Consider the following 23,100-nt stretch of genomic DNA (forward strand, 5'->3'; position numbering starts at 1 on the left):
GGTCAGATCGTGTTCTCAAAACTTCTGGTTCCTCCCCATTCCTATGCGTCTGTCAATTTCACCCCGCCGGCCACCAGGCAAGCACGCAGCTCGGCGATTTGCTTTTCCGTTGCTTCCACCAGCGGCAGCCGTACCGGACCGACCGGCATCCCCACCATGCCCAGAGCGGCCTTCGCCATGATCGCGCCGCCCGCACGGAGCATGATGCCGTCGACCACGGGAGCCAGCTGGCTGTTGATCGCCCGCGCCTCCTCGACATCGCCACTCTGGAACAGGCGGATCATGCGCGCCAGCTCGGCGCCCACCACGTGTCCGACGACGCTGACGAACCCGGCGGCGCCCAGCGACAGCCAGGCCAGGTTGAGCAGGTCGTCGCCGGAGTAGAAGGCGAGATCGGTCGAGATCATCACCTGGCTGGCGCCGAACAGGTCACCCTTCGCGTCCTTGACAGCCACGATGCGATCGTGCTGCGCCAGGCGGATCAACGTTTCCGTCTTGATCGGTACGCCGCTCCGCCCCGGGATGTCGTAAAGCATCACAGGAAGGCCGGTTGCATCGGCGACAGCGCTGAAGTGCCGATACAGACCCTCTTGCGGCGGCTTGTTGTAGTAAGGCGTCACCACCAGCAGGCCGTGCGCATCGGCACGTGCCGCCTGTTTCGCGAGCTCGACGCTGTGGCGGGTGTCGTTGGTGCCCGCGCCCGCCACAACGGTCGCGCGATCGCCGACCGCCTCGACAACGGCGCTGACGATGCGCTGCTTCTCGTCGTCCGAGGTGGTGGGCGACTCACCGGTCGTCCCGTTGACGATCAAACCGTCGTTACGCTGCTCATCCACCAGATAGGTGGCAAGACGTCGCACAGCCGCATAATCGACCTCACCGTTGGGCGTGAACGGCGTGACCATCGCAGTCAGCATACGGCCGAAGGGTGCGTCGGTGGTTCCTGTAGGCGATGCCATAGTGGGAACGGTACCCGGATTCGGAAATCCATTGGACGCCGCCACCCCGCTTTGCCTGCCTCGCACCGGTTTTTGCTCCCTTTTCCCTGCATCCAGACGGCCCACGTTCCGGTCGCCGGAGAGTCACAGGAGACCCGTCACACCACAGCGCTCACAGAGATCTCGGCAAGGTCATCGATGACACGGCTCTCCTACGAGCCTGCCGATCCGTACCCGGCGGGCTACCTGGGCTTCAAGCGAATACGAGTTGCATATGCGCGATGTGCCGCGCCACCGCGCTCAGCCACGGAGAAGTACCCTCCCATGAGCTCGAGCTGCTTCGGAGGAAGCCCTGGGAACTCCGTCCAAGCCAAGCACTGGGTCTTTGGCCCTGGCTGCCGCTCGAATCGTAGGTGGCCAGCCCACCACCTCTGAGCCCCCATGCCCACGAAGGACGATCAACGTGGTGGGCGTCTGACAACACAACGGCGGGTGCTTTCGCCATGTCAGGTGCGAATGAACCGTTTCAAGACGGCAGTTGCAGCCCGATTAAGAAGGGAGACGTCAGGGCCAGAGCAGATCGACGTGAGCTTGGGAGACAGCACACGGGTATGCGGCCATCACGTTGCCCGAGCGTGGCATGAGGCCGACGGTCTATCGTGACTGTATCGCCACACAGCGTCACGGTGGCCCGCCGCCAGACGCCGACCAAGGTGTTGCCCTGTGCTGCTCGTGGCCGCAGCAGGCATGGGAAGAGGCCGCCGATATGTGCTCGGGGGTACACACATCGACGACCTCTACCGAAGAATCGCTGCACCTTACGTCTGCGTTACAGAGTTTCTCCGATAATTTTCCGCCATTGCAAAGTTGGGGCTCCAGCCGTCATCGATGACGGTCGGTTACCTGCCGAATACGGCAACATGGGGCAACGCCTCACACGAACCCCCAGGGATGGACTAGTGGCCACCTCAGATCCGGTCTACCTGCGCGTCGTCGAAGACATCCGGCGACAGATCACCGACGGCACCCTTCCCCCCGGTGCGCCCATTCCCTCGCGGGCGCAGCTGACTCGCAAGTATCAGGTCGGCGAGACCGCAGCTCGTCACGCGCTACGCGTACTCGCGGGCGAAGGCCTCATCATCGGCCGGGTGGGCTCGGGCCATTACGTCAGGCAACGCCCAGACCTGACACCACTCCACCGCTGGCGATTCCTCGATCACCCTGCCCCGTTCGCCGCCGACCTGCAGTCTCAGGGCAGACGTGTGACATGGGACTGGCACAGCGAACCTGTCGAAGCGGGTCCTGTCGTCGCCAAGCGGCTACGCCTGCCGGAGTCGACCATGCTGACCAGAACCCGCTACGTCTACCGCGGCGACGGCAAGCCGCTCCAACTTGCCACCTCGTACGAGCCGCGGGAGTTCGCCCCCCACTCGGACGACGAACGACGAAGTGTCGTCGCGAGGCTGTACGCACACGGCATAAAGATCACTGAAGTCGTCGAAAGCGTACACACCCGTGTTCCTCGCCCGGCGGAGAGCGATGCGCTTGATCTGGCGGCCGGCGTGCACGTTCTGCACGTCGAACGTACCCACTGGGCCGGCGATCGCCCCGTGGAGACGAGCGACATCGTCGTTCCAGGTGACCGATTCCGGGTCACGTACAGCATGCCCGTCTGAGCGTTAAGGGCTCCGGGCGGGCGCCTCCTCGCCCGGAGCGCTCACCCTGCCCTCACCACCTGTGCGCCCCTGCACTGGCGACCCCGTCCTCGACTGCCGTCGCCCCTGGCCGGCCGAACGGTCGCCGTCCATGTCGCCACTCGCTCAACGTGCCCGTTCCACACCCGGGGCCCACGCCGGGCAACTCAGCTCTCCAGCGGAAGCCGTTGCGGCCCGCGTCTGGAAGCAGACACCGATCACCCCTGCCGGCCCGCCCAACGCAGGCCCTCGCGCGCGAACCGCCCAGCGGCCGTCGTTGCGACCGGGCTCACAACGAACGCCGTTCCGCCCTCCCGGACCACCCCAGCGCGCCCCTGCTTACCAGCGGAGACTGTGGCGGCCTCGGCCGCACAATGAACGAGCCTTCCCGCGTACCCGGCTGTCACGTCATCTGGAGTTGGCCGTCGAGGTGGAGCAGCACGTGTGTGGTCGAATCGCTCCTATGACGATCGAGTACATCCCCGTCTCCGGTGACGGCCGCCGGTGGGCCGAGAAATCCGGCAACGGAGCACCCATGGTCCTGCTTCACGGCTCCATGCATGACAGTGGCCTGTGGGACGGAGTTTTCCCTGAACTGGCACGCCACCGCACCGCGATCCGGTACGACGCGCGAGGCCTGGGTCGTTCGACGCTGCCGACCGCGCCGTTCCGCTATGAGGACGACCTGCTCGCGGTCCTCGACCATTTTCGCATCGAGCGCGCCGCACTGGTTGGGCTGAGCATGGGCGGCGAGGTCGCGCTCGATTTCACGTTGGAGCATCCGGAGCGGGTGCGATCGCTGGTCCTCGTCGCGGCGTCGGCCAGTGGCCACGACTGGCCGCAGTCTCCCGAGATGGACGCCTACACGGCGGTGAACCGCGGGAACGATGCCGACCGCCTGGCCGAGATGGAGCTCGCAATATGGGCCTCGCTGGGCGATCGGGCGCCGGGATACGCGGCGATCGCTGGCATGGTCACCGAGAACGCCAAGATCCGGGCGGCCGCCGAGAAGGGCCACGTCCGCTTCTCGGAGGTAGGCGCCGTTGAGCTCCTTGACCGCGTCACGGTGCCTACTACCGTCGTCGTCGGCGATCACGATCACTCGGAGATCGGCGTGATCGCTCGCCGACTCGCCGAGGGCATTCCCGGTGCTCACCTGGAAGTCGTGACTGCGGCTGATCACTATCTGCCGCTGCGGGCGCCGGAACGGCTCATGGAAATCATCGTCCGCCGCTGAAGCCGTCGCGCGCGTGTGGCTGTAGCGGCCGGCAGAGTATCTACGGATCCTGTCGTGAAACGGCGTGAAGCCCCTGGTAGAAGGAGGCCCTGTCCAAGGATCACCTTCATGCCGCGCGGCTTCACGTGGACTCCATCGAGCCATACACCGCCGTGCTGAACGTCCGGGAAGAGACGGTGTTCTTTCTGTCCCGCCTACTGATGCCGCGCCGGGCAAAGGGGCACCCGGCAGAGACGTCGGTCTCTGGGCTGTCACCGGCAGGCGGCGCTGATCCGCTGGTTCCTGGACGGCAACCAGATGACGCAACTTGCGGCCGACAACGGTGATCGGAAGTCCACTGCCTATGACTACCTGCACGAGGGGATCCACGCCGTGGCCAGGTGCGCTCCGGACCTGCCCGAGGCGATCACCGCGGCCGAGGCAGCAGGCCACGGACATCTGAATCTGGACGGCACCGTGGTACCCACTGACCGATGCGCCCACTCCGGAACGACCCCGACCTGTGGCGGCCCGGGAAGCACAAGCACCACGGCGGGAAACATCCAGGTGCTGTCGGACCCGACCGGCCGGCCGGTCTGGTCTCCGACGTCCGCCCTGGCGAGGAACACGACCCGACGTGCGCGAAGGCCGCCGTCGGGCTGATGGCCGCGCTTGAGCAAACCGCCGCCGTGGCATGCCGACCCTGACCGGCCTGGGCTATGAGGGGCTGGCCGGACCCGCGCTGCGCATGCCGGTCAAAAGCTGCGAATGCCGGTCAAAAAAGGAGAAGGCATCGCGTTCTCCGAGGCCGCCAAGCAGTACAGCCTGATCATCCCCGGCGTCCACGGCGCTGAGCAGCGAACTCCCCGTTGAAGACCACCTTCACGGCCCTGCGACGCATCAGCGTCTGCCCCCGGCGAATCGGCGCGATCGCCGAAGCCGCCCTGGGCTCGCTCCACCTCGAACACGGCCATCCCCTACCAGCCCGTCACGCAACGCGATACCCGGATACGTGGAGAGGCTCAACACCCTTCCGGACCACCCAACTCTCGCCGTTCGCCGTTCCGGCTCGGGTGGCGTGGGAAGATCACGTCTGCTGCGCCAACGCCACCCTGAGCCAGTCTCCAGAGGCTTTCCACCCCGCACCGATCCCAGGCAAGGCTGTGCCTCAAGGCCCGCAGCGAATGTCAGTCCATGAATGACTCGCCGTAGATCACGTTGACTGAGCGCCCTGCCCATGGTGGTGGTCGTGCACGGAGCCTCCAGTTCGGCCGTAGACACGTCGGACGCACTCGCTGCCCGCTGCCGCCAAGGGGACCTTGGCGAACCTCGCGCTTCCTGACGCCTCATGGGACGCCGGCCATGCCCCCGTACGCACGAGCCGCGTCCACATGGTCCGTCGATGTACCGCGTCTTCGCGGAGGCGCGTTCGTCAGCGACATCTCCGCCGTGGTCGCGGACGGTAATCGGCAGTCCACGAGACCACTGTGGCGCATTTGCCGCGAATGCGCAGGTCAAAGATTGTCGGTGGCCGTTGATAGAACAGGTGCGGAGGTTGTCGATGCGAGTCAAAGACCTGTCAAAGAGTGACCGGCCGCGCGAACGGCTCATGTCCAGCGGCGCCGCCGCGCTGGCGGATCGTGAGCTGCTGGCCGTGCTGCTCGGCTCGGGATTCCGCGGGGTGAGCGCGCTCGACCTGGCCAGTCAGGTGATCGAGCACTGCGGAGATCTCGATGCGCTGAGCCGTTCCGACCCGCATCGGTTACTGGCACTGCCCGGCATCGGGCCGGCCAAGGCCGCCCGCGTGACGGCGGCTTTCCATCTCGTACGCCGAGCGCAGGAAAGCCCCGAGCGAGAACGGATCACGAGCACCTCGGACCTGGCTCACGTGTGCGCCCCGCTGCTGCGTCACCGGGCTCACGAGCGCCTCGTCCTGGTGGTGTGCGACACGGGTGGGCGGGTGCTCAAGCGTACGGTCCTGACGGAAGGCAGCAGTGATCACACGGCCATGCCGATACGACAGGTCATCACCGAGGTGCTCACCTCAGGGGGAGCCGTGTTCGGCCTCGCCCACAACCATCCCGGCGGGTCGCTGGAGCCGAGCCTTGAAGACCTCGAGGCAACCATCAGGATCGCCGAGGCCGCGGACACGGTCGGGCTGCGACTCGTCGACCACGTCATCATCACGGATGGTGCCTGGAGGCGGATTCCCGCCTAAATCAAATCCACCACGGATGATCAACCCACCAACGGCAAAGGCCATGATCGTATGTATAGCTCCGAACGGCAGTCTTCCAAGAGACGCCCATGAGAACCTGATGGCGCGGGTAGGCCGCTAGGAACGTCAGCCGGCCATTACCCGTGACGTGAATTCATGCGCCTTTCCTGGAGGCCTGGATCACACGTCCGCGGATTCACGCTGCGCTCAGGGGCGATCCATTTTCCTCATATCGGGGATTTGGGTTGGCGCGTCGCCCCGGGGACAACGTGAAGATGCAGGGTGGGACAGCGACGGCGGCAGAAGTGCGGTCGTCAAAAGTGTCCGGTTCATCCATGCGGCGACAAAGGACGAGCCGGACACTCCACCTCACCCATGTCGCCGGGCGGGCTGCAGCCCCGTCCGGAGACAAGACGGCACCCGAAGCCCTCCATAGGGTGCCGTTGCAGGAAATCGGAGTCACCGGCCAATCCCCTCCAGTGGCCGGCGGTTCGGGCGGCACACTGCGGTGAACGGCCATCGCGGACCATGGTTTTCCTGAACTGCGATTTTCAGGAGTCCGCGATGGCCGTCACCCGTGCCTTTCTCCGTGCTTGTAGGCAAAGGCATGATCGACACCAACGCTGCGCGTCAGCATCAACTCTTCCCAGCGGCCCGCGACAACGAGTGCGGCAACCGACCCAAGCCATGAGGGAACCTTGTCACGTCGATCGCCTTGGCACAGGCCACACGCCTCAGGACCGAGGGCGCGATGGGTCGAGCCCGAGGCGGCAGATCCGGCGTAGCGCATACGCGCCTGTGGCAGCGACGTGCTCTCCCCCGGGCACGACGGAGAGGCCGACCACGCGCCATCGACCAGCCCGGTTCGGATTTCCAGCAAGTGAGCCATTTCCAGCCTGACCTGGCTGCTTGGGATGGGCAATGGGGCACCTGGCCGTCGGGAAAGGCTCCCAGCAAGACGGCAGTCGCCCAGGAGGAATAACGAAATGTGCGCATCTTGGGCGTTGGGATAGCGTGCGGCGATGAGCTTCCGACTGGCGGCGTACGCCGGTGCATCGAGGACGGGCGGGTGCTGCTGGCCCATTACGTAGGGCCGAGGGGCGAGCGGCACTGGACTCTCCCTGGCGGAAAGGTCGAGCACGGAGAGGATCCATTCGACGCCGTCATCCGGGAGGTTGCTGAGGAGACCGGCTGTGACGGGGTGGTTGAACGCTTGCTAGGGGTGGATTCGCGGGTGATTCCCGCAGCTGACCGCATGCCCGGCCTGCCTGAGCATCAGAATGTCGGCATCTTCTACCAGGTGGAAATCACCGGTGGCCAGCTCAGGCCTGAGCCGAACGGCGAAACCGCCGAGTCGGTCTGGACCCCGATTCCCGACGTTGTACGCCTCCGCCGATCATCGTTGGTCGATGTCGGCCTCGCTCTGGCACAGACCCTTCCGGCAACCGGCCATGTCAATCCCGTCCCGATCGGCGGCTTGATCCAGCACTGAGCGTTCATATCCCGAGCGGCGGCCGTCTTCCACGGCTTACCGGACGAGGATCGCCAGGACCATCCCGGTCACGCGGTGAGGGCAGCAGCGCAGGCCGTGCCGGCAGTTGGGTAGACGAATCGCGCGATCGTTCGATCATGGTTGGCCCGCACCCGTCGAGCAGGCGGTCGGCGAGGTGGCCGCGCTCATCCGCGGGCGGCTCACCGTCGGCATGATGGTCGGCTGCACGGTGACGCCGCTGTTCAAGACACGCTCACCGCCTTCTACACCGCCCACCCGGTGCGTGCCCGGAGGTGCTGACGACCCTGCCGTCACGGTCGCGGAGGATGGCGCCGCCGCCGCTCACCTGCAGCTTTCCTGTCTTGGGTGTGGCCACGGCCCGTTGACCGATGACCCGAATGCGGGCGCAGGCGCGGTTGACCGACTTCTGGTTGCGCGACGGGCGTGGACGATGCGATGCCGCTCGCGGAGTGGCTGCCGCCGGCGCCTTGATATTTCCCTGTCAGCGAAGGTCTTGGTCGCGGCTTCGGTCAGAGCGTCGATGAGGCCCGTCGTCCGGGCTGCGTGAATGGCTTCGAGCAGGGCAGGTGAGCGCGCACGAGCCTGCCGACGCGCTCGGATCCGTACGCCATGCCGATGACGTTTGCCCGAGTGGTGCGGCTTTCATCGGCCAGTCGGTCAGACGGCGATGAGCGTGCCGTCCAGGATTGCGTACGCCGGCCGGACGGCGCTCGATGGCGGCCGGCACGTCGTCGGCGAGTACGAGCAGGCGTGGGACGGGTTCGCGGACGTAGCGCCAGGCGGTGGTGGCGATGCCAAAGCCGCCGGCCAGCCGGGCACAGGTGCCCGTTACGCAGATGGGCCATCGCCAGTAAGGCCTGACGGGCGGGGAGCCGGCCCCCGCAGCGGGATCCTCGTGCGGCACGACCATCCCAAACAGGTTGACGCCCGGTAGGACAGTGTGCGAGCGGACAGCGGAATGACCCTAGGGTAAGTCAGCACACGGCTCCTGTTCTGGGCATCGGATCGTGGCCTTACGGGTGTTTTCCGCCATCTCGACTAATCGGTCCATTCCTGTCTCGGCAGAGCCGAATGGGAAAAGCACTCGGGTGCGTGGACGTGCCGAAGAGCATCGAGATCAGGCTGCGTCAGTATCGACTCTGGAGATCAACGACCTCACGGGATGCTGCAATTATAACATAAAGCCGATGCTACGCTTTACTCCTGCTTGACCTGCTGCATGATGCCTTACTAGTGAGAAAAGTAAGCGTTGCGGCGGAACCTGTCTCGGAGGAGAGAAAACAATATCCGCCCAACGTGTTGGATTGCCTGCGGTAATCGCAGGAAAGGCGGCACACTAGTCCCTGCGGCCACCGCCATTCCCCTTCGCCCATGAGTCGTTGCTGTCGAAGGCCCACGCGGTGGCCGCCTCCGTGTCCGACAGCAGGTTCCGCTGAAGCGAGTGGAATGCCTTACGTCCGGAATCACTGGTAAGAGACGTCATCGAACGTCCCGCACTCACGACTGCGCGCGCAACGGCAACGCGACCGTCACCCCTTAGTCCACGGCAGGCGTCGCATTCGTTAACCGGCCGGCGTATCCGATGGATGGTGTGGCGACTGGGGTTACAGCGCACAAATATGGACAAGGTTGATAAGATTGCGACATGCCCCTTGACCTGTACGCAGGTATTCCGGTCACCGACTATGCGGCAGCACTGAAGTGGTACGAACGACTGCTGGGCACCCCGCCGACGTTCGTGGCAAGCGACACGGAGGCCGTGTGGGAGCTCGCGGTCCGGAGAGGCGCCTACGGCATCGCGGGGAAACGACGCGGCGAGTGACGCACAAGCTGCGCGAGCAGGCACGACGTACGTGATCCACGGCGAGGGCATTTCGGCGGACTCCCGAAACACCGCTGTAGCCGCAAAGGCGCGGATTCATCAGAAACAGGCCGAAGAGGTTGCCGAACACATACAGCTCGGCGAGACCCTGCCCACCTGGTCATTCCAGGAGAGAAACATTTTGCGGCACCATTACGTCGCAAAGGCCACCACACGCGAGTACGTTGCACATCTCCAGGAACATGGACGGGTCTAGACAGGACCCTAACAAGAGACATATGTGACCGAGCCTAAGAAATGGCCCATAAAGCTGGGTTTCTAATCGGCCTTCCTATGTCTGGGCCGTTGGATATTCTTTTGCCGTGCTGAATCGCGAGGGCGACACCCATCTCTATCTCCAGATCAGCGAGGTCCTCAGGTCACGCATCATCGCCGAGCTTTCCCCCGGAGATCTCGTGATCAGTGAGGCGGGAATCCAGCGGGAGTTCAACGTCGCGCGCACGACCGCGCGCCGGGCGATCGACGTCCTACGCACCCAAGGACTGGTGCACACACGACAGGGCGAGGGGACGTTCGTCAACGCTCCCGGGCAAACCGGCCCACCGGCGCGGCAGACACCGATCTATCGACACATCGCAGGAGAGATCCGGGAGAAGATCCAAAACGGCGAGCTGCAGCCGCGCCATCCGCTTCCCAGCGAGACCGCTCTCGTACGCCAATACGGCGTCGCCCGCGAGACCGTACGCCGGGCGATCGCTCTGCTCCGCGAGCAGGGCTGGGTCTACAGCGTCCCGCATCGCGGAAGTTACGTCCACCAGCGGGAGCATTGGCCCTCTGACGTCCCGAATGAGACACATTCCGCATGAGACACGCCTCAGACCAGGCATTATCGGACCAAGCCCATCTCACCAGGTTCTCGAACAGCACGTCGCTGTCGTAGCCGCCCATCCGCTCGAAGAAGGAACACCGGATGCGAACGTCCGCGGGTAGTCGAGTGCGCAGTTGAGCAGCGCGCGAGCGGTGTCCCAACGAGCGGGCCAGAGCAGCGCGCGAGCGGTGTCCCAACGAGCGTGGCAGAGCAGCGCACGAGCGGTGTCCCGACGAGCGAGCCAGTGCAGCGGGCTGAAATGGTTCTGCGAGCTGACCAGGGCGGCACGGCAGAACAGCCGGTCAACCACCGCGACGAGAGAAAGCACGTACAGGCCGGACATACTCCAGACAAGCGTGCCCGCGGCCGAGACGCCTCCCCCACAACGACACGTTCCGGACAACCACCCCCCGAACGACGGCACGGACGAGCCACACGCCGCCAACAAAGGAGGGCTGCGCGGAGGAGATACGTCCCGGAGAAGCGTGCCCTGGACGAGACGCGTACCGGATGAAGAGCGACGATGGCAGATGCCGTCCGATCAGCAGTCGTCACACGAGACGGAACCAGAGGCAGACGATCGTGGTGTCGTCGCCCACCTCGCCGCCCTGCCCCTCCCAGTACCGCCGGTGCGACTCCCGCCAGTGCCCCACAGAGGTGTACCCCTCGCCCTCCGCCCGGGCGAACTCCCAGCTCACCTCCCCGAACGGCACCAGCTCCACCCGCGTGACCTCGACCTCACCCGCCCGCATCCCCGAGTCGTCCACGAGGACGAGACGCTCGCCCACGTGCTCAACCGCCTCCCCCTCGGCGTCGTAGTCGAGCGCCGGCAACCCGGCCGTGGCCGTCTTGGCGCCCGACAACGTCAGCTCGGTCAGCTCGGTGCGAAGCTCACCGGGGGTCCCCAGTTCGAGGACCCTGAGCCCATCCATACGCGGCCACATGGTGCCCAAGCCTAGAAGACGGGGATGATGTCCTCGGGATCGATGAAGTCGACCTCCACCCCTTCCAGGTCCAGCTCGGGAATGGCGGGGAAGGCGATCCCCCACCGTTCCACGATCGCGCGGATGCGCGCCATGGCCACCCGCCAGTTCTCCGCCTGCTCGTCGTACGACAGCACGCCGAGGCCCGCGTCGCGCGCGTGGTCCATGAGGACGCGGTGGTTGTGCAGGAAGTACGGCGGCAGCTCCCAGAAGCCCTCCGGCGGCTCCCAGAGGATCATGCTGAGGAAGACGAACCCGGCCCGCAGCTGACGGGTGATGAGGCCGCGGGTCTCGTCGGTGAGGCCCGGCCACTCGTTGTCCAGGATGGTCATGCAGATCTGCAGGTGGCGGGATTCGTCGCGGCCGATGCGCTGGAACATCTCGCTGAAGACCGGGTGCTGAGTGCCCGACGCCATGCCCCTGAAGAGGGTGGAGGCGGCCATCTCGCCCATCATGAAGCTGGTGAACAACACCGGCAGGCTGTATTTCCCGACGGCCGAGTTGTAGCCGTTCCAGTAGCGGCCGCCGTTGTGGTAGAGCCAGCCGATGTTGTTGTGGGCGGCCGCTTCGAGGTCGTCGGACGGGGTCCAGTCGAGGGGGCCGCCCGGCCAGAGCTTGGCGATGGTGCGCTGGCAGCACTCCTCGTGGTTCATCTCGTCACGGGTGATGGAGAAGAAGCACTTCCTGACCGGGTCCTCTTCGTGCTTCTCGAACGCGTGGATCGTGGCGCGGGCGAACACCGCCGGCCCCGACGCGTCGAAGTTCGCCAGCACCGCGAACCAGTACATGATGCCGAGGCGCTGCTCCCTCGTGAAGTCGTCGGGGTTCAGGCCGTCCCAGGGCAGGTCGGCCGGGTTCCAGACCATGCGCTTCGACTTCTCGTAGATGGCGGCGAGCTTCTCCGTCTCGACGCGCCATTCCATGGGATAGATGTTGGGCTGCGGGATCTCCGGCGCGGGCCAGAAGCCGCCCTCTGGGATCGTGAGGTCCGCCATGTTGTGACACCTCCTCTCCCATCCTGCGGGCCGGCGTCACGGCTTTCAAGTACGGGCGCGCTGGGTGATGGCCACGCAGACGAGTACGGCCAGCGCCGCCGCCACCGTCGCGGGGCCGAACCGCTCCCCCATCAGGAACCAGGCCCACACGAGGGTCAGGAGCGGCTGGGTGAGCTGGGTCTGTCCGGCGCGGGCGATGCCGCCCCTGGCCAGGCCCGCGTACCAGGGGAAGAAGCCGAGGAACATCGAGATGGTCGCCGCGTACGCGAACCCGGCCACGGCGTCGAACGTGAAGGTGACGGGGGTGGTCAGGGCCAGGACGGCCGTCACCGGGAGGGTGACGGGGAGGGAGAGCACGAGGGCCTGGGAGATGACCTGCCAGCCGGGGGTGTGCCGCGCCAGGCGTCCGCCTTCGGTGTAGCCGACGGCCGCCGACAGCAGGGCGCCCATGAGGAGGAGGTCGGGCCAGGCCGCCTCGCCCTGCTGCCGGGTGAGGGTGAAGACGGTGATGGCGAGGGCGCCGGCCGTACAGGCTGCCCAGAACAGGGGACGGGGGCGCTCGCCCGCCCGGAGAACGGCGCAGGCGGCCGTGGCGGCGGGCAGCAGTCCCGTGACGACGGCGGCGTGGGACGTGCTCGCGCCCAGGTCCAGGGCCAGACCGCTGAAGAGGGGGAAGCCGAAGACGACGCCGGCGGAGATCAGCGCGTAGGCGGTCCGCCGGCCCTTCGGCGGGAGAAGGGGCCGGCGGGCGGCTGTCAGGCAGATCAGGGCGAGCGCTCCGGCCACGGCCGCCCGGCCCACCGCCACCAGCCACGGGTCGAAGCCTCGCATCGCGTAGACGGTGGCCGGGAACGACCCGGAGAACGCCAGCACCCCGACGAACGCCAGCAACGTTCCCCGCCGTCGGTCGACCGGGACCGTTACTCCCCCGGAGACAGTAGCGCTATTCTCAACTCTCATGGAAAACGATAGCAGTATCGCTCATATCGCGGCCATCCTGCGCGAGGAGGCCGACCGGCTCGGGGCGGGGGCGCGGCTGCCGTCCAGCAGGGAGATCATGCGTCGACACAACGTCAGCCCCGTCACCGTGTCACGGGCGATCGGCCAGCTCGCCACCGAGGGCCGGGTGGTAACCAGGCCCGGCAGCGGCGTCTTCGTGACGCGGCGGCAGCGGTCCGAACGCGGCGGCGCCGACCTGTCGTGGCAGACGGTCGCGCTGGGCGACCGGGTGGTGGACGACGAGCCGGTCGCCACCCTGCTGCAGGCGGCGCCCGACGGGGTGGTGCCGCTCACCGGCGGCTACCTGCGTCCGGGGCTGCGGCCCGACCGGCAGCTCGCGGCCGCCGCGGCGCGGGCCGTGCGCCGTCCGGGAGCCTGGGCGATGCCGCCGCTGGCGGGGCTGCCGGAGTTGCGGCGGTGGTTCGCGGCGCAGGCAGGTGGCGACGTGACGGCGGCCGACGCGCTGATCGTGAGCGGCGGGCAGGCGGCACTGACGCACGCGTTCCGGGCGCTGGCGGCGCCGGGCACGCCGCTGCTGGTCGAGACGCCCACCTATCCGGGGGCGCTGGCGGCGGCCAGGGCGGCGGGGCTGCGGGCGACGGCCGTGCCGGTGGACCGCGACGGCGTACGTCCCGACCTGCTGGCCGAGGCGTTCGCCGTCACGGGGGCGCGGGTGTTCTTCTGCCAGCCCACGCTGCACAACCCCACGGGCGCCACGCTGCCGTTGGAGCGCCGCGAGCAGGTGCTGCAGGTCGCCAGGGCGGCGGGCGCGTTCGTGGTGGAGGACGACTACGCCCGCTACCTCACCGAGCAGCCGCCCCCTTCGCTGGCCTCCATGGACGCGCACGGCACCGTGGTGCACGTCGTCTCGCTGACCAAGATCCTGTCGCCGAGCATGCGGGTCGCGGCGATGATCGCCCGGGGGCCGGCCGCGCACCGGCTGCGGGCGAGCCAGCTCGTGGAGTCGTTCTTCGTGGCGCGGCCGTTGCAGGAGACGGCGCTGGAGTTCGTCGGCACGCCGGCGTGGCGGCGGCACCTGGCGGCCGTGCACGCCGAGATCCGCGCCCGCCGCGACGCGCTGGCCGCCGCGCTCGCCGAGCGCATCCCGCAGGCCGAGCCCCACCTGCTGCCCATCGGCGGCATGCATCTGTGGGTACGCCTGCCCGCCGAGGTCGAGGAGAACGCCCTGGTGGAGGCCGCACGGCGCAAGGGCGCCCTGGTGAGCCCGGGCAGGTTGTACTTCCCGTCGGAGCCTCCCGGCCCCCATCTGCGCATCACGCACATGGCCGCCGCGCACCTGGCCGAGCTGCACGAGGGCGTACGGCGGCTGGCCGAGGCCGTGACGGAGGCGACCGGCGATCACTGACGCGCGGCGGGCCCAGTAGAGTGACGGCATGCCGTTCCCCGCGGAGCTCGTACGAGACTTCGTGAACACCTTCGACGTCGAGGCGCAGGCGGACGAGCTGTCCTCCCCCGCCGAGCTGGCCATGTGGCTGCGCGAGCGAGACCTGATCGGGCCGCGCGACCGCGCCACCGACGACGACCTGACCACCGCCCACGCCCTGCGCGAAGGGCTCAGGGCCGCGCTCAGACGCGAGGCCGCCGACCTCCCGGCGCTGCCCCTGCGCGTCGCGGTGCGGGCCGGCGAGGCGCCCAGGCTGGTCCCCGCGTGCGAAGGTGTGCCGGGCGGGCTGGCCCGGATCGCCGCGGCGGCCGTGTCGGCGTCGTGGGACCGTCTCAAGGTGTGCGCGGACAGCACATGCCAGTGGGCGTTCATCGACTCGTCGAAGAACCGTTCCCGCTCGTGGTGTTCCATGCGGGTATGCGGCAACCGCACCAAGACACGGGCTTACCGGGCTAGGAAGCGGGGTTCGCGTCGTCTCGTAGGGTCAAACACCGATACGGTGTAACTCGTGCCTTGTGGCATGGACAGCAGGCGAAGGAGCGGGCCGAGATGGCAGACGTAGGCGTCCGGGCGGCCCGGCGCGAGGATGTACTTCAGGTGGCGAATTGTCAGATCCGCGCCTGGCGTTACGGCTACCGGGACTTCCTCCCCGAGGGCCCACTCGAGCAGATGACAGGCCCGGCGGCCGAGAAGATGTGGCTGCGCCAGTGGGACGAGGCGATCGTCGCCCCGCCCAGCCCCCGGCACCGGGTGCTGGTGGCGGTGGAGACCATCCTCGACACCGAAGGCTTCCCCGCGCTCGGCGCGGGCGGCAGCGCCGCACTGGTGACGCCCCGCGGCGGCGAACGCGTGGTGGGCCTGGCCTCACACGCTCCCGCTGAAGATCCCGATCTCGACCCCAGTGTGGTGGCCGAGATGCTGACACTGCTCGTCGACCCCGACTTCGTCCGCCGGGGGCATGGCAGCCGCCTGCTCAACGCCACTGTTGACTACCTGCGCGAAGATGGGTTCCGGCAGATCGTGACCTGGGTCTTCGCTGACAACTACGCTGTGCTCGGCTTCCTGGAGTCGGCCGGTTGGGGCGAGGACATGGCCGAGCGCGTCCTCGACATGGGCCGCCCGATCCGAATGGTCCGGCTTGCCACCGACATCAGTTGATCAGTTGACTTGAGGTAGACAACATGGCAACCCCAGGCCAGTGGATCGCGGGCGCCCGCCCGCGTACCCTGCCCAATGCGATCGTGCCCGTGATGGTGGGCACAGGTGTGGCCGTCGGCGAAGGCGGATTCGTATGGTGGCGGGCGATTTTGGCCCTTCTCGTAGCGTTGTCGCTGCAGATCGGCGTCAACTACGCCAATGACTACAGCGACGGCATCCGTGGCACCGACGACCAGCGGGTCGGCCCGATGCGGTTGGTGGGCTCGCGGGCGGCGACGCCGCGGCAGGTGCTGACGGCCGCGCTGGGCTCCTTCGGGGTCGCGGCGGTGCTCGGGCTCATTTTGGTGATCGCGACGCAGGCGTGGTGGATACTGCTGGTCGGCGCGGCGTGCATCGCGGCCGCCTGGTTCTACACCGGCGGCAGCCGCCCGTACGGCTACCGCGGGCTGGGCGAGGTGGCCGTTTTCCTGTTCTTCGGAGTCGTCCCGGTGGTCGGCACCACGTACGTGCAGACCGAGCAGCTGAGCTGGGCGGCGCTGATCGCCTCCATCCCCGTCGGACTGCTCTCCTGCTCGATGCTCGTGGTCAACAACCTGCGCGACGTCCGCACCGACGGCGAGACGGGCAAGCGCACGCTGGCCGTGGCGCTCGGCGCCGAGCGCACCCGCACGCTCTACGTCGCCTGCCAGATCGTGCCGTTCGTGGTGGCGCTGGCGATGATCCCGATCACGCCGTGGGCGGCCCTGGTGCTGCTCGCCGCGCCGCTGGCCATCTCCCCCATCCGGGTGGTGCTGAGCAAGGCCGTGGGCCCCGCCCTGATCGCGGCGCTCCAGCAGACGGGCAAGCTGCAGATGGCCTACGGGCTGCTCTTCGCGGTGGGGCTCTCGCTCGTCTTCTAGTCTGGGTCGGGTGAGGGATTTCATCGCCGGGCTGCCCAAGGCAGAGCTCCACCTGCACATCGAGGGCACCCTGGAGCCCGAGCTCAAGTTCGAGCTGGCCGCGCGCAACGGCTTGGAGCTGCCGTACGCGAGCGTCGAGGAGATGCGCGCGGCCTACACCTTCGACAGTCTGCCGTCGTTCCTCAGGATCTACTACGAGGGCATGCGGGTGCTGCGCACCGAGCCCGATTTCTACGACCTGGCCATGGCCTACCTGAGCAAGGCCGCCGAGCAGAACGTCCGCTACGCCGAGATCTTCTTCGACCCGCAGGCCCACACCTCGCGCGGGGTGCCGTTCGACGTGGTGATCCGCGGGCTGCGGCGGGCGCTGCTGGACGCCGACGCGCGGCTCGGCGTGCGGGCCCAGCTCATCATGTGCTTCCTGCGCGACTTCCAGGCCGAGTACGCGATGGCGACGCTGCTGGAGTCGCTGCCGTACAAGGAGTGGATCGCCGGCGTGGGGCTCGACTCCGACGAGAAGGGCAACCCGCCGCGCAAGTTCGCCGCCGTCTACGAGCGGGCCAGGCAGGAGGGCTATCTGCTCACCATGCACTGCGACATCGACCAGGACGACACGGTCGAGCACATCCGCCAGGCGATCGAGGAGATCGGCGTCGACCGGATCGACCACGGCGTCAACGTCCTTGCGGACCTGCGGCTGGTGGAGGCGGTGCTGGAGCGGGGTCTCGGGCTGACCTGCTGCCCGATCTCCAACGGCTACGTCAGCGAGGGCATGAAGGCCGAGGGCATCCGCAAGCTGATGGACCTCGGCGTGCGGGTGACGGTCAACTCCGACGATCCGGCGTACTTCTCCGGCTACGTGCGGGAGAACCTGGAGGCGCTGCAGGGCGCGCTCCAGCTCACCCGCGAGGAGCTGGCCGATCTAGAACGCAACGCCTTCGAGATCGCCTGGCTGCCGCGTCACCTCAAGGACGCCTACCTCTCCGAGATCGACGCGTACGTGGCGGCGGGGCAGCCCCGCTAACCCGCCGTGGCCTCCTCGATCGGCTGGTCGAGCACGCGCAGGCCGTCGGCGAGGTGCCTGCTCGCCGCGATGGCGGCCAGGACTCCGGCGACGATGAGGATCGCCGTCGCCGAGCCCAGCCGGTGTAGTCGCGGTTGCGGAACAGCAGCCCCTTCTTCGCGACCGCTTGGGTGGTGCGCCCGGGGTTTGTCACTCGCCAGACACCAAGGGCATCAGACGGTGAAGATCAGCGGAAAGCCACGTCATCCCCGATCTCGGTGGCGCGGCTCATCACCACGCGGGGCGCGACCTCGATGCCCAGCTCGCGCTCATGCTTCACCAGCGCCCGCAGCCGCGGCCCCCACACGCTCTCGGGCAGCACGGAGAAGCCGTGCCGCGCATACCAGGGCGCGTTCCACGGCACGTCGCGGTAGGTCGTCAGCGTCACGGCGGGCGCGCCCGCGGCCCGCGCGTGGTCGACCACGGCCGCCAGCAGCCGCCCGCCGATGCCCCGCCGCATGCTGTCGGGGTGGACGGCGAGCTGGTCGAGATGGACGTTGCCGTCCGCCTGCCCGATCAGCGCGAACCCGGCCGGCGGCTCGCCCTCGACCAGCACCGAACCGGGGTCGCCAACATCCTCGATCATGGTCGTGCCGGGCGGGAAGACGATGCCCACCTGCTCGAACAGCCTGTCGGCGGCCAGCTCGACAGCGACCAGCCCGGGAAGTTCGGCGGCTTGAGCCCATCGCACCATGGCGACACGATCTCATGTTTCGGGCGGATCTCGCCGCTCGTATTAGGGTTGATGATCGTAGGCCCGGCTGTGCGGAGCCGGGACCCTCTCCTCACGACGTGCCCATTACCACTCGGTGGTGGGCACGTCGTGTACGGCGATCAAAGGTCGAGCAGCGGCTCTAGACCCACCGTCAGGCCGGGCACCTCGCGCACCCTGCGCACGCCCAGCAGCACGCCCGGCGCGAACGCCGACCTGCTCATCGTGTCGTGGCGGATCGTCAGGATCTCGCCGTCGCCGCCGAGCAGCACCTCCTGGTGCGCGATCAGCCCCGACAGGCGCACCGCGTGGACGTGCACGCCGCCGACGTCGGCCCCGCGCGAACCGTCGAGCGCGGTGGTCGTCGCGTCGGGCATCGCGCCCAGCCCGGCCTTGGACCGCGCCTCGGCCACCAGCTCCGCCGTACGGCGGGCCGTGCCGGAGGGCGCGTCGGCCTTGTTGGGGTGGTGCAGCTCGACGATCTCGACGGACTCGAAGTAGCGCGCCGCCTGCTGGGCGAAGTGCATCATCAGCACGGCCGCGATGCCGAAGTTGGGGGCGATCAGGCAGTTGGTGCCCGGCGAGGCCGCCAGCCACCCGCGTACGGCCTCCAGCCGGCCCTCGTCGAAGCCGGTCGTGCCGACCACCGGGTGGATGCCGTGACCGATCGCCCATTCGAGGTTGCCCATGACCACGTCGGGGTGGGTGAAGTCGACCACCACCTCCGCGTCCTGCAGCCCCTCGATGGAGTCGTCCTTGTCGAGCGCGGCCACGAGCTCCATGTCGGAGGCCGCCTCGACCGCCTTGCACACCTCCACGCCCACACGGCCGCGGGCGCCGAGCACACCTACCTTGATCACACGGCCAACCCTATCCCACCTGCCCGGAGCCGAAGCGGCGGGCCGCGACCGGCGGCCCGCCGGGACTCAGCGGATGGCGTCGGAGAAGTCCTTGTCGCCGTACGGGCCGATCACGGCGAGCGTGAGCGGCCGGTTGAGCACGTCGCGGGCCACCTCGGAGATCTCGTCAGGGGTGACCGACTCGATGCGCGCGAGCACCTCGTCGACCGACATGAGCTCGTCGTAGACCAGGTCGTTCTTGCCGATGCGGGACATGCGCGAGCCGGTGTCCTCCAGGCCCAGCACGAGCCCGCCGCGCATCTGGCCCTTGCCGCGCATGATCTCGTCGGCGGCCAGGCCCTCGGTCACGACCCTGGCCAGCTCGTCACGGCAGATCTTCAGCACGTCGTCGATCTTCGAGGGCAGGCAGCCCACGTAGATGCCGAACTGGCCGGTGTCGGCGTAGGCCGAGGTGTAGCTGTAGGCGGAGTACGCCAGGCCGCGCTTCTCCCGGATCTCCTGGAACAGCCGCGACGACATGCCGCCGCCCAGGGCGGCGTTGAGCACACCCATCGCGAACCTGCGATCGTCGGTACGGGCCAGGCCGGTCGTGCCGAGCACCAGGTTGGCCTGCTCGGTGGGCCGGTCGAGCACGCGTACGCCGGAGCGCGTCTCGGCTCCGGGGCCGCTCGTGCGCGGCGGGGCGAACTCCGCCGCGCCGCTCAGCGCGCCCGCCCGCTCGTAGGCGCGGGTGACGAGCTCGACGACCTCCTCGTGCCGGATGTTGCCGGCGACGGAGACGACGGTGCGGCGGGGCCGGTAGTAGCGGCGGTAGTACTCCGCGATCCGCTCCCGGGCCAGGGAGTTGATCGACTCGACCGTGCCGAGGATCGGGCGGCCGATCGGCGAGTCGCCGTACAGCTCGGCGGCGAACTGCTCGTGCACCACGTCGGAGGGGTCGTCGTCGTGCATGGCGATCTCCTCCAGGATCACGCCACGCTCCGACTCGACGTCCTCCTCGCTCACCAGGGAGCTCGTCACCACATCGGCGAGCACGTCGACCGCGATCGGCAGGTCCTCGTCGAGGACCCGCGCGTAGTAGCAGGTGTACTCCTTGGCGGTGAAGGCGTTGATCTCACCGCCGATGCCCTCGATGGAGGCGGAGATCTCCATGGCGTCGCGGGTGGCCGTGCCCTTGAACAGCAGGTGCTCGAGGAAATGGGTGGCCCCCATGTGCTCGGGGGCCTCGTCACGCGAGCCGATGCCGACCCACATGCCGACCGCGACGCTACGCACGGTCGGCATGGTCTCGGTCACCACGCGCAGCCCACCCGGGAGGACGGTGCGCCTTACCACCCCGGCTCCGTCCTTGCCGGGGTGCAGCGTGGTCGTGCTCACGAGTTGCGGTCGTCTCCCTCGGCGCTGCGGGTGGTGCGCACGCGCGTACGGGTGCGACGGGGCCGCTCGGACTTGTCCTCGCCCGAAGCCTCGGCCTGCGCCGGGACGTCGGTGTCGTCACCCTCGGCGGCCCCACCCTTGGCCTCCTTCTCGGCGGCCTCCTTCTCGATGACCTCGACCGGCACCAGCGAGAGCTTGCCGCGGCCGTCGATCTCGGCGATCTCGACCTGGATCTTCTCGCCGACGCTCATCACGTCTTCGACGTTCTCGATGCGCTTGCCGCCGTGCAGCTTGCGGATCTGCGAGACGTGCAGCAGGCCGTCCTTGCCCGGCATGAGCGAGACGAACGCGCCGAAGGCCGCGATCTTGACGACCGTGCCCAGGTAGCGCTCGCCGACCTCCGGCATGTGCGGGTTGGCGATCGCGTTGATCGCCGACCGCGCCGCCTCGGCGGACGGGCCGTCGGTGGCGCCGATGTAGATCGTGCCGTCGTCCTCGATGGTGATCTCGGCGCCCGTGTCGTCCTGGATCTGGTTGATCATCTTGCCCTTCGGGCCGATGACCTCGCCGATCTTGTCGACCGGGACCTTGATGGTGATGATGCGCGGCGCGGTCGGGTTCATCTCCGCCGGGGAGTCGATCGCCTCCTGCATCACGTCGAGGATCGCCAGGCGAGCGCCCTTGGCCTGCTTGAGCGCGCCGGCCAGCACGTGGGCCGGGATGCCGTCGAGCTTGGTGTCGAGCTGCAGGGCGGTGATGAGGTCCTTGGTGCCGGCGACCTTGAAGTCCATGTCGCCCATGGCGTCCTCGGCGCCGAGGATGTCGGTCAGCGTGACGTAGGTGTCACCCTCGCCGATCAGGCCCATCGCGATGCCCGCGACCATCTCCTTGAGCGGCACGCCGGCGTCGAGCAGCGCCATCGTGGACGCGCACACCGAGCCCATCGAGGTCGAGCCGTTGGAGCCGAGCGCCTCGGAGACCTGGCGGATGGCGTACGGGAACTCCTCGCGGGTCGGGAGCACCGGGATCAGCGCCCGCTCGGCCAGCGCGCCGTGACCGATCTCGCGGCGCTTGGGCGAGCCCACCCGGCCGGTCTCACCGGTGGAGTAGGGCGGGAAGTTGTAGTTGTGCATGTAGCGCTTGGTGCGCTCGGGGTTGAGCGTGTCGATGACCTGCTCCATGCGGAGCATGTTGAGCGTCGTGATGCCCATGATCTGGGTCTCGCCGCGCTCGAACAGCGCCGAGCCGTGCACCCGGGGCACCACGTGGACCTCGGCGGACAGCGCGCGGATGTCCTTCGTGCCGCGGCCGTCGATGCGCACGCCCTCCTTGACGACCCGCTCGCGCATGAGCTTCTTCATCACCGCGCGGAACGCGGCGCTGATCTCCTTCTCGCGGCCCTCGAAGTCGGGCAGGAGCTTCTCGGCGGCCAGCGCCTTGACCTTGTCGAGCTCGTTCTCGCGCTCCTGCTTGCCGGCGATGGTCAGCGCGGCCGCCAGCTCGGTCCTGATCGCTGCCTCGACGGCGGCGTAGGTGTCTTCCTGGTAGTCGAGGAAGACCGGGAACTCGGCCGTCTCCTTGGCGGCGACCCGCGCGATGCGCGACTGCGCCTCGCACAGCACCTTGATGAAGGGCTTGGCGGCGTCGAGGCCCTGCGCGACGGCCTCCTCGGTCGGCGCGACGGCGCCGTCGGCGACCAGCTTCAGCGTGTCCTTGGTGGACTCGGCCTCGACCATCATGATCGCGACGTCGCCGTCGTCGAGCACGCGGCCCGCCACGACCATGTCGAACGTGGCCCGCTCCAGCTCGTGGTGGGTCGGGAACGCCACCCACTGGCCCTCGATCAGCGCGACCCGCACGCCGCCGATCGGGCCGGAGAACGGCAGGCCCGCCAGCTGCGTGGACAGGGACGCGGCGTTGATCGCGACCACGTCGTAGAGGTGGTCGGGGTTGAGCGCCATGATCGTTGCGACGACCTGCACCTCGTTGCGCAGGCCCTTGACGAACGACGGGCGCAGCGGCCGGTCGATCAGGCGGCAGGTGAGGATGGCGTCCTCGGAAGGACGGCCCTCACGGCGGAAGAACGAGCCGGGGATGCGGCCCGCGGCGTACATGCGCTCTTCGACGTCCACCGTCAGCGGGAAGAAGTCGAACTGCTCCTTCGGAGCCTTGGACGCGGTGGTCGCCGAGAGCACCATCGTGTCGTTGTCGAGATAGGCGACGGCGGAACCCGCCGCCTGACGCGCGAGGCGACCGGTCTCGAACCGGATCGTGCGCGTGCCGAACGAACCGTTGTCTATGACGGCTTCAGCGGTGTGGACACCCTCCACGGGGGACCTCCTTGTGGTCGGTCTCCCGCGCCCTTTTCTCACCGGCACCC

At 68.0% G+C, this 23,100-nt stretch carries 19 protein-coding genes and 1 pseudogene; 12 read left to right on the plus strand and 8 right to left on the minus strand.

Going from position 1 to position 23,100, the window contains the following annotated elements:
* Positions 1 to 41: 41 nt before the first annotated feature.
* Complete coding sequence (gene dapA / locus ACIBP6_RS23050) at positions 42 to 959, minus strand: 4-hydroxy-tetrahydrodipicolinate synthase (RefSeq protein WP_397055143.1); 918 nt, start codon at positions 957 to 959, stop codon at positions 42 to 44.
* Positions 960 to 1,897: 938 nt separating this feature from the next.
* Between dapA and ACIBP6_RS23055 the strand changes: the two genes are divergently transcribed.
* The 7 genes and pseudogenes from ACIBP6_RS23055 (at position 1,898) to ACIBP6_RS23085 (ending at position 10,267) form a co-directional block, all read left to right on the plus strand.
* Positions 1,898 to 2,614, plus strand: a complete 717-nt coding sequence (locus ACIBP6_RS23055) for a GntR family transcriptional regulator (RefSeq protein ID WP_397055145.1) — start codon at positions 1,898 to 1,900, stop codon at positions 2,612 to 2,614.
* A 481-nt stretch (positions 2,615 to 3,095) separates the two neighbouring features.
* Positions 3,096 to 3,869 carry an alpha/beta fold hydrolase gene (locus tag ACIBP6_RS23060; RefSeq protein WP_397055147.1) on the plus strand — a complete coding sequence of 258 codons (774 nt, stop codon included), beginning with the start codon at positions 3,096 to 3,098 and terminating at the stop codon, positions 3,867 to 3,869.
* Between the two features lie 125 nt (positions 3,870 to 3,994).
* Positions 3,995 to 4,816: pseudogene (locus ACIBP6_RS23065) on the plus strand (transposase family protein); the annotation flags it as partial.
* 434 nt (positions 4,817 to 5,250) lie between these two features.
* Positions 5,251 to 6,066 (plus strand): RadC family protein, encoded by an 816-nt coding sequence (locus ACIBP6_RS23070; RefSeq protein WP_397055148.1) that lies wholly within the window; start codon positions 5,251 to 5,253, stop codon positions 6,064 to 6,066.
* A gap of 1,069 nt (positions 6,067 to 7,135) precedes the next feature.
* Complete coding sequence (locus ACIBP6_RS23075) at positions 7,136 to 7,558, plus strand: NUDIX hydrolase (RefSeq protein ID WP_397055149.1); 423 nt, start codon at positions 7,136 to 7,138, stop codon at positions 7,556 to 7,558.
* A gap of 1,666 nt (positions 7,559 to 9,224) precedes the next feature.
* The gene (locus tag ACIBP6_RS23080) at positions 9,225 to 9,401 is read left to right on the plus strand and encodes a VOC family protein (RefSeq protein ID WP_397055150.1); all 177 of its coding nucleotides are present in this window, start codon (positions 9,225 to 9,227) and stop codon (positions 9,399 to 9,401) included.
* Between the two features lie 362 nt (positions 9,402 to 9,763).
* Complete coding sequence (locus tag ACIBP6_RS23085) at positions 9,764 to 10,267, plus strand: GntR family transcriptional regulator (protein WP_397055152.1); 504 nt, start codon at positions 9,764 to 9,766, stop codon at positions 10,265 to 10,267.
* A 553-nt stretch (positions 10,268 to 10,820) separates the two neighbouring features.
* On the opposite strand, the gene ACIBP6_RS23090 is transcribed toward ACIBP6_RS23085, so the two are convergent.
* From ACIBP6_RS23090 to ACIBP6_RS23100, 3 genes are read right to left on the minus strand one after another with little or no spacing between them, the layout of a single operon-like run.
* The gene (locus ACIBP6_RS23090) at positions 10,821 to 11,201 is read right to left on the minus strand and encodes an ASCH domain-containing protein (RefSeq protein WP_397055154.1); all 381 of its coding nucleotides are present in this window, start codon (positions 11,199 to 11,201) and stop codon (positions 10,821 to 10,823) included.
* Between the two features lie 23 nt (positions 11,202 to 11,224).
* On the minus strand, positions 11,225 to 12,247 hold the full coding sequence (locus ACIBP6_RS23095) for a hypothetical protein (RefSeq protein WP_397055156.1): 1,023 nt from the start codon (positions 12,245 to 12,247) through the stop codon (positions 11,225 to 11,227).
* A gap of 45 nt (positions 12,248 to 12,292) precedes the next feature.
* Entirely contained in the window at positions 12,293 to 13,138 is an 846-nt protein-coding gene (locus ACIBP6_RS23100) for a DMT family transporter (protein ID WP_397055158.1), read from the minus strand.
* 67 nt (positions 13,139 to 13,205) lie between these two features.
* Between ACIBP6_RS23100 and ACIBP6_RS23105 the strand changes: the two genes are divergently transcribed.
* From ACIBP6_RS23105 to ACIBP6_RS23125, 5 genes are read left to right on the plus strand one after another with little or no spacing between them, the layout of a single operon-like run.
* A complete protein-coding gene (locus tag ACIBP6_RS23105; protein WP_397055160.1) occupies positions 13,206 to 14,612 on the plus strand; it encodes a PLP-dependent aminotransferase family protein in 1,407 nt (468 codons plus the stop codon).
* A gap of 28 nt (positions 14,613 to 14,640) precedes the next feature.
* Positions 14,641 to 15,156, plus strand: coding sequence for a CGNR zinc finger domain-containing protein (locus tag ACIBP6_RS23110; RefSeq protein ID WP_397055162.1), 516 nt, complete (start codon positions 14,641 to 14,643; stop codon positions 15,154 to 15,156).
* A gap of 44 nt (positions 15,157 to 15,200) precedes the next feature.
* The gene (locus tag ACIBP6_RS23115) at positions 15,201 to 15,809 is read left to right on the plus strand and encodes a GNAT family N-acetyltransferase (protein ID WP_165969904.1); all 609 of its coding nucleotides are present in this window, start codon (positions 15,201 to 15,203) and stop codon (positions 15,807 to 15,809) included.
* A 23-nt stretch (positions 15,810 to 15,832) separates the two neighbouring features.
* On the plus strand, positions 15,833 to 16,708 hold the full coding sequence (locus ACIBP6_RS23120; protein ID WP_397055164.1) for a 1,4-dihydroxy-2-naphthoate polyprenyltransferase: 876 nt from the start codon (positions 15,833 to 15,835) through the stop codon (positions 16,706 to 16,708).
* Positions 16,709 to 16,718: 10 nt separating this feature from the next.
* The gene (locus ACIBP6_RS23125) at positions 16,719 to 17,732 is read left to right on the plus strand and encodes an adenosine deaminase (protein WP_397055166.1); all 1,014 of its coding nucleotides are present in this window, start codon (positions 16,719 to 16,721) and stop codon (positions 17,730 to 17,732) included.
* 226 nt (positions 17,733 to 17,958) lie between these two features.
* Here the strand turns inward: ACIBP6_RS23125 and ACIBP6_RS23130 are convergent, their stop codons facing one another.
* From ACIBP6_RS23130 to ACIBP6_RS23145, 4 genes are all read right to left on the minus strand, one after another.
* Entirely contained in the window at positions 17,959 to 18,465 is a 507-nt protein-coding gene (locus ACIBP6_RS23130; protein WP_397055168.1) for a GNAT family N-acetyltransferase, read from the minus strand.
* Positions 18,466 to 18,605: 140 nt separating this feature from the next.
* Positions 18,606 to 19,343: a 4-hydroxy-tetrahydrodipicolinate reductase gene (dapB, locus tag ACIBP6_RS23135; RefSeq protein WP_397055170.1), complete on the minus strand. Its 738-nt coding sequence runs from the start codon at positions 19,341 to 19,343 to the stop codon at positions 18,606 to 18,608.
* Positions 19,344 to 19,409: 66 nt separating this feature from the next.
* On the minus strand, positions 19,410 to 20,720 hold the full coding sequence (locus ACIBP6_RS23140; RefSeq protein ID WP_132616048.1) for a M16 family metallopeptidase: 1,311 nt from the start codon (positions 20,718 to 20,720) through the stop codon (positions 19,410 to 19,412).
* Positions 20,717 to 23,050 (minus strand): polyribonucleotide nucleotidyltransferase, encoded by a 2,334-nt coding sequence (locus tag ACIBP6_RS23145; RefSeq protein WP_397055172.1) that lies wholly within the window; start codon positions 23,048 to 23,050, stop codon positions 20,717 to 20,719. The genes ACIBP6_RS23140 and ACIBP6_RS23145 overlap by 4 nt, the downstream gene beginning before the upstream one ends.
* Positions 23,051 to 23,100: the final 50 nt, after the last annotated feature.

This window comes from Nonomuraea terrae (assembly GCF_044465245.1).
Lineage (GTDB): Bacteria > Actinomycetota > Actinomycetes > Streptosporangiales > Streptosporangiaceae > Nonomuraea > Nonomuraea terrae.

What these genes read in the sequence shown, in the direction of transcription:
- dapA (WP_397055143.1), bottom strand. Translation starts at nt 959, where the DNA reads ATGGCATCGCCTACAGGAACCACCGACGCACCCTTCGGCCGTATGCTG.
- ACIBP6_RS23060 (WP_397055147.1), top strand. Translation starts at nt 3,096, where the DNA reads ATGACGATCGAGTACATCCCCGTCTCCGGTGACGGCCGCCGGTGGGCC.
- ACIBP6_RS23070 (WP_397055148.1), top strand. Translation starts at nt 5,251, where the DNA reads ATGTACCGCGTCTTCGCGGAGGCGCGTTCGTCAGCGACATCTCCGCCG.
- ACIBP6_RS23080 (WP_397055150.1), top strand. Translation starts at nt 9,225, where the DNA reads ATGCCCCTTGACCTGTACGCAGGTATTCCGGTCACCGACTATGCGGCA.
- ACIBP6_RS23090 (WP_397055154.1), bottom strand. Translation starts at nt 11,201, where the DNA reads ATGGATGGGCTCAGGGTCCTCGAACTGGGGACCCCCGGTGAGCTTCGC.
- ACIBP6_RS23095 (WP_397055156.1), bottom strand. Translation starts at nt 12,247, where the DNA reads ATGGCGGACCTCACGATCCCAGAGGGCGGCTTCTGGCCCGCGCCGGAG.
- ACIBP6_RS23105 (WP_397055160.1), top strand. Translation starts at nt 13,206, where the DNA reads ATGGAAAACGATAGCAGTATCGCTCATATCGCGGCCATCCTGCGCGAG.
- ACIBP6_RS23110 (WP_397055162.1), top strand. Translation starts at nt 14,641, where the DNA reads ATGCCGTTCCCCGCGGAGCTCGTACGAGACTTCGTGAACACCTTCGAC.
- ACIBP6_RS23115 (WP_165969904.1), top strand. Translation starts at nt 15,201, where the DNA reads ATGGCAGACGTAGGCGTCCGGGCGGCCCGGCGCGAGGATGTACTTCAG.
- ACIBP6_RS23120 (WP_397055164.1), top strand. Translation starts at nt 15,833, where the DNA reads ATGGCAACCCCAGGCCAGTGGATCGCGGGCGCCCGCCCGCGTACCCTG.
- ACIBP6_RS23130 (WP_397055168.1), bottom strand. Translation starts at nt 18,465, where the DNA reads ATGGTGCGATGGGCTCAAGCCGCCGAACTTCCCGGGCTGGTCGCTGTC.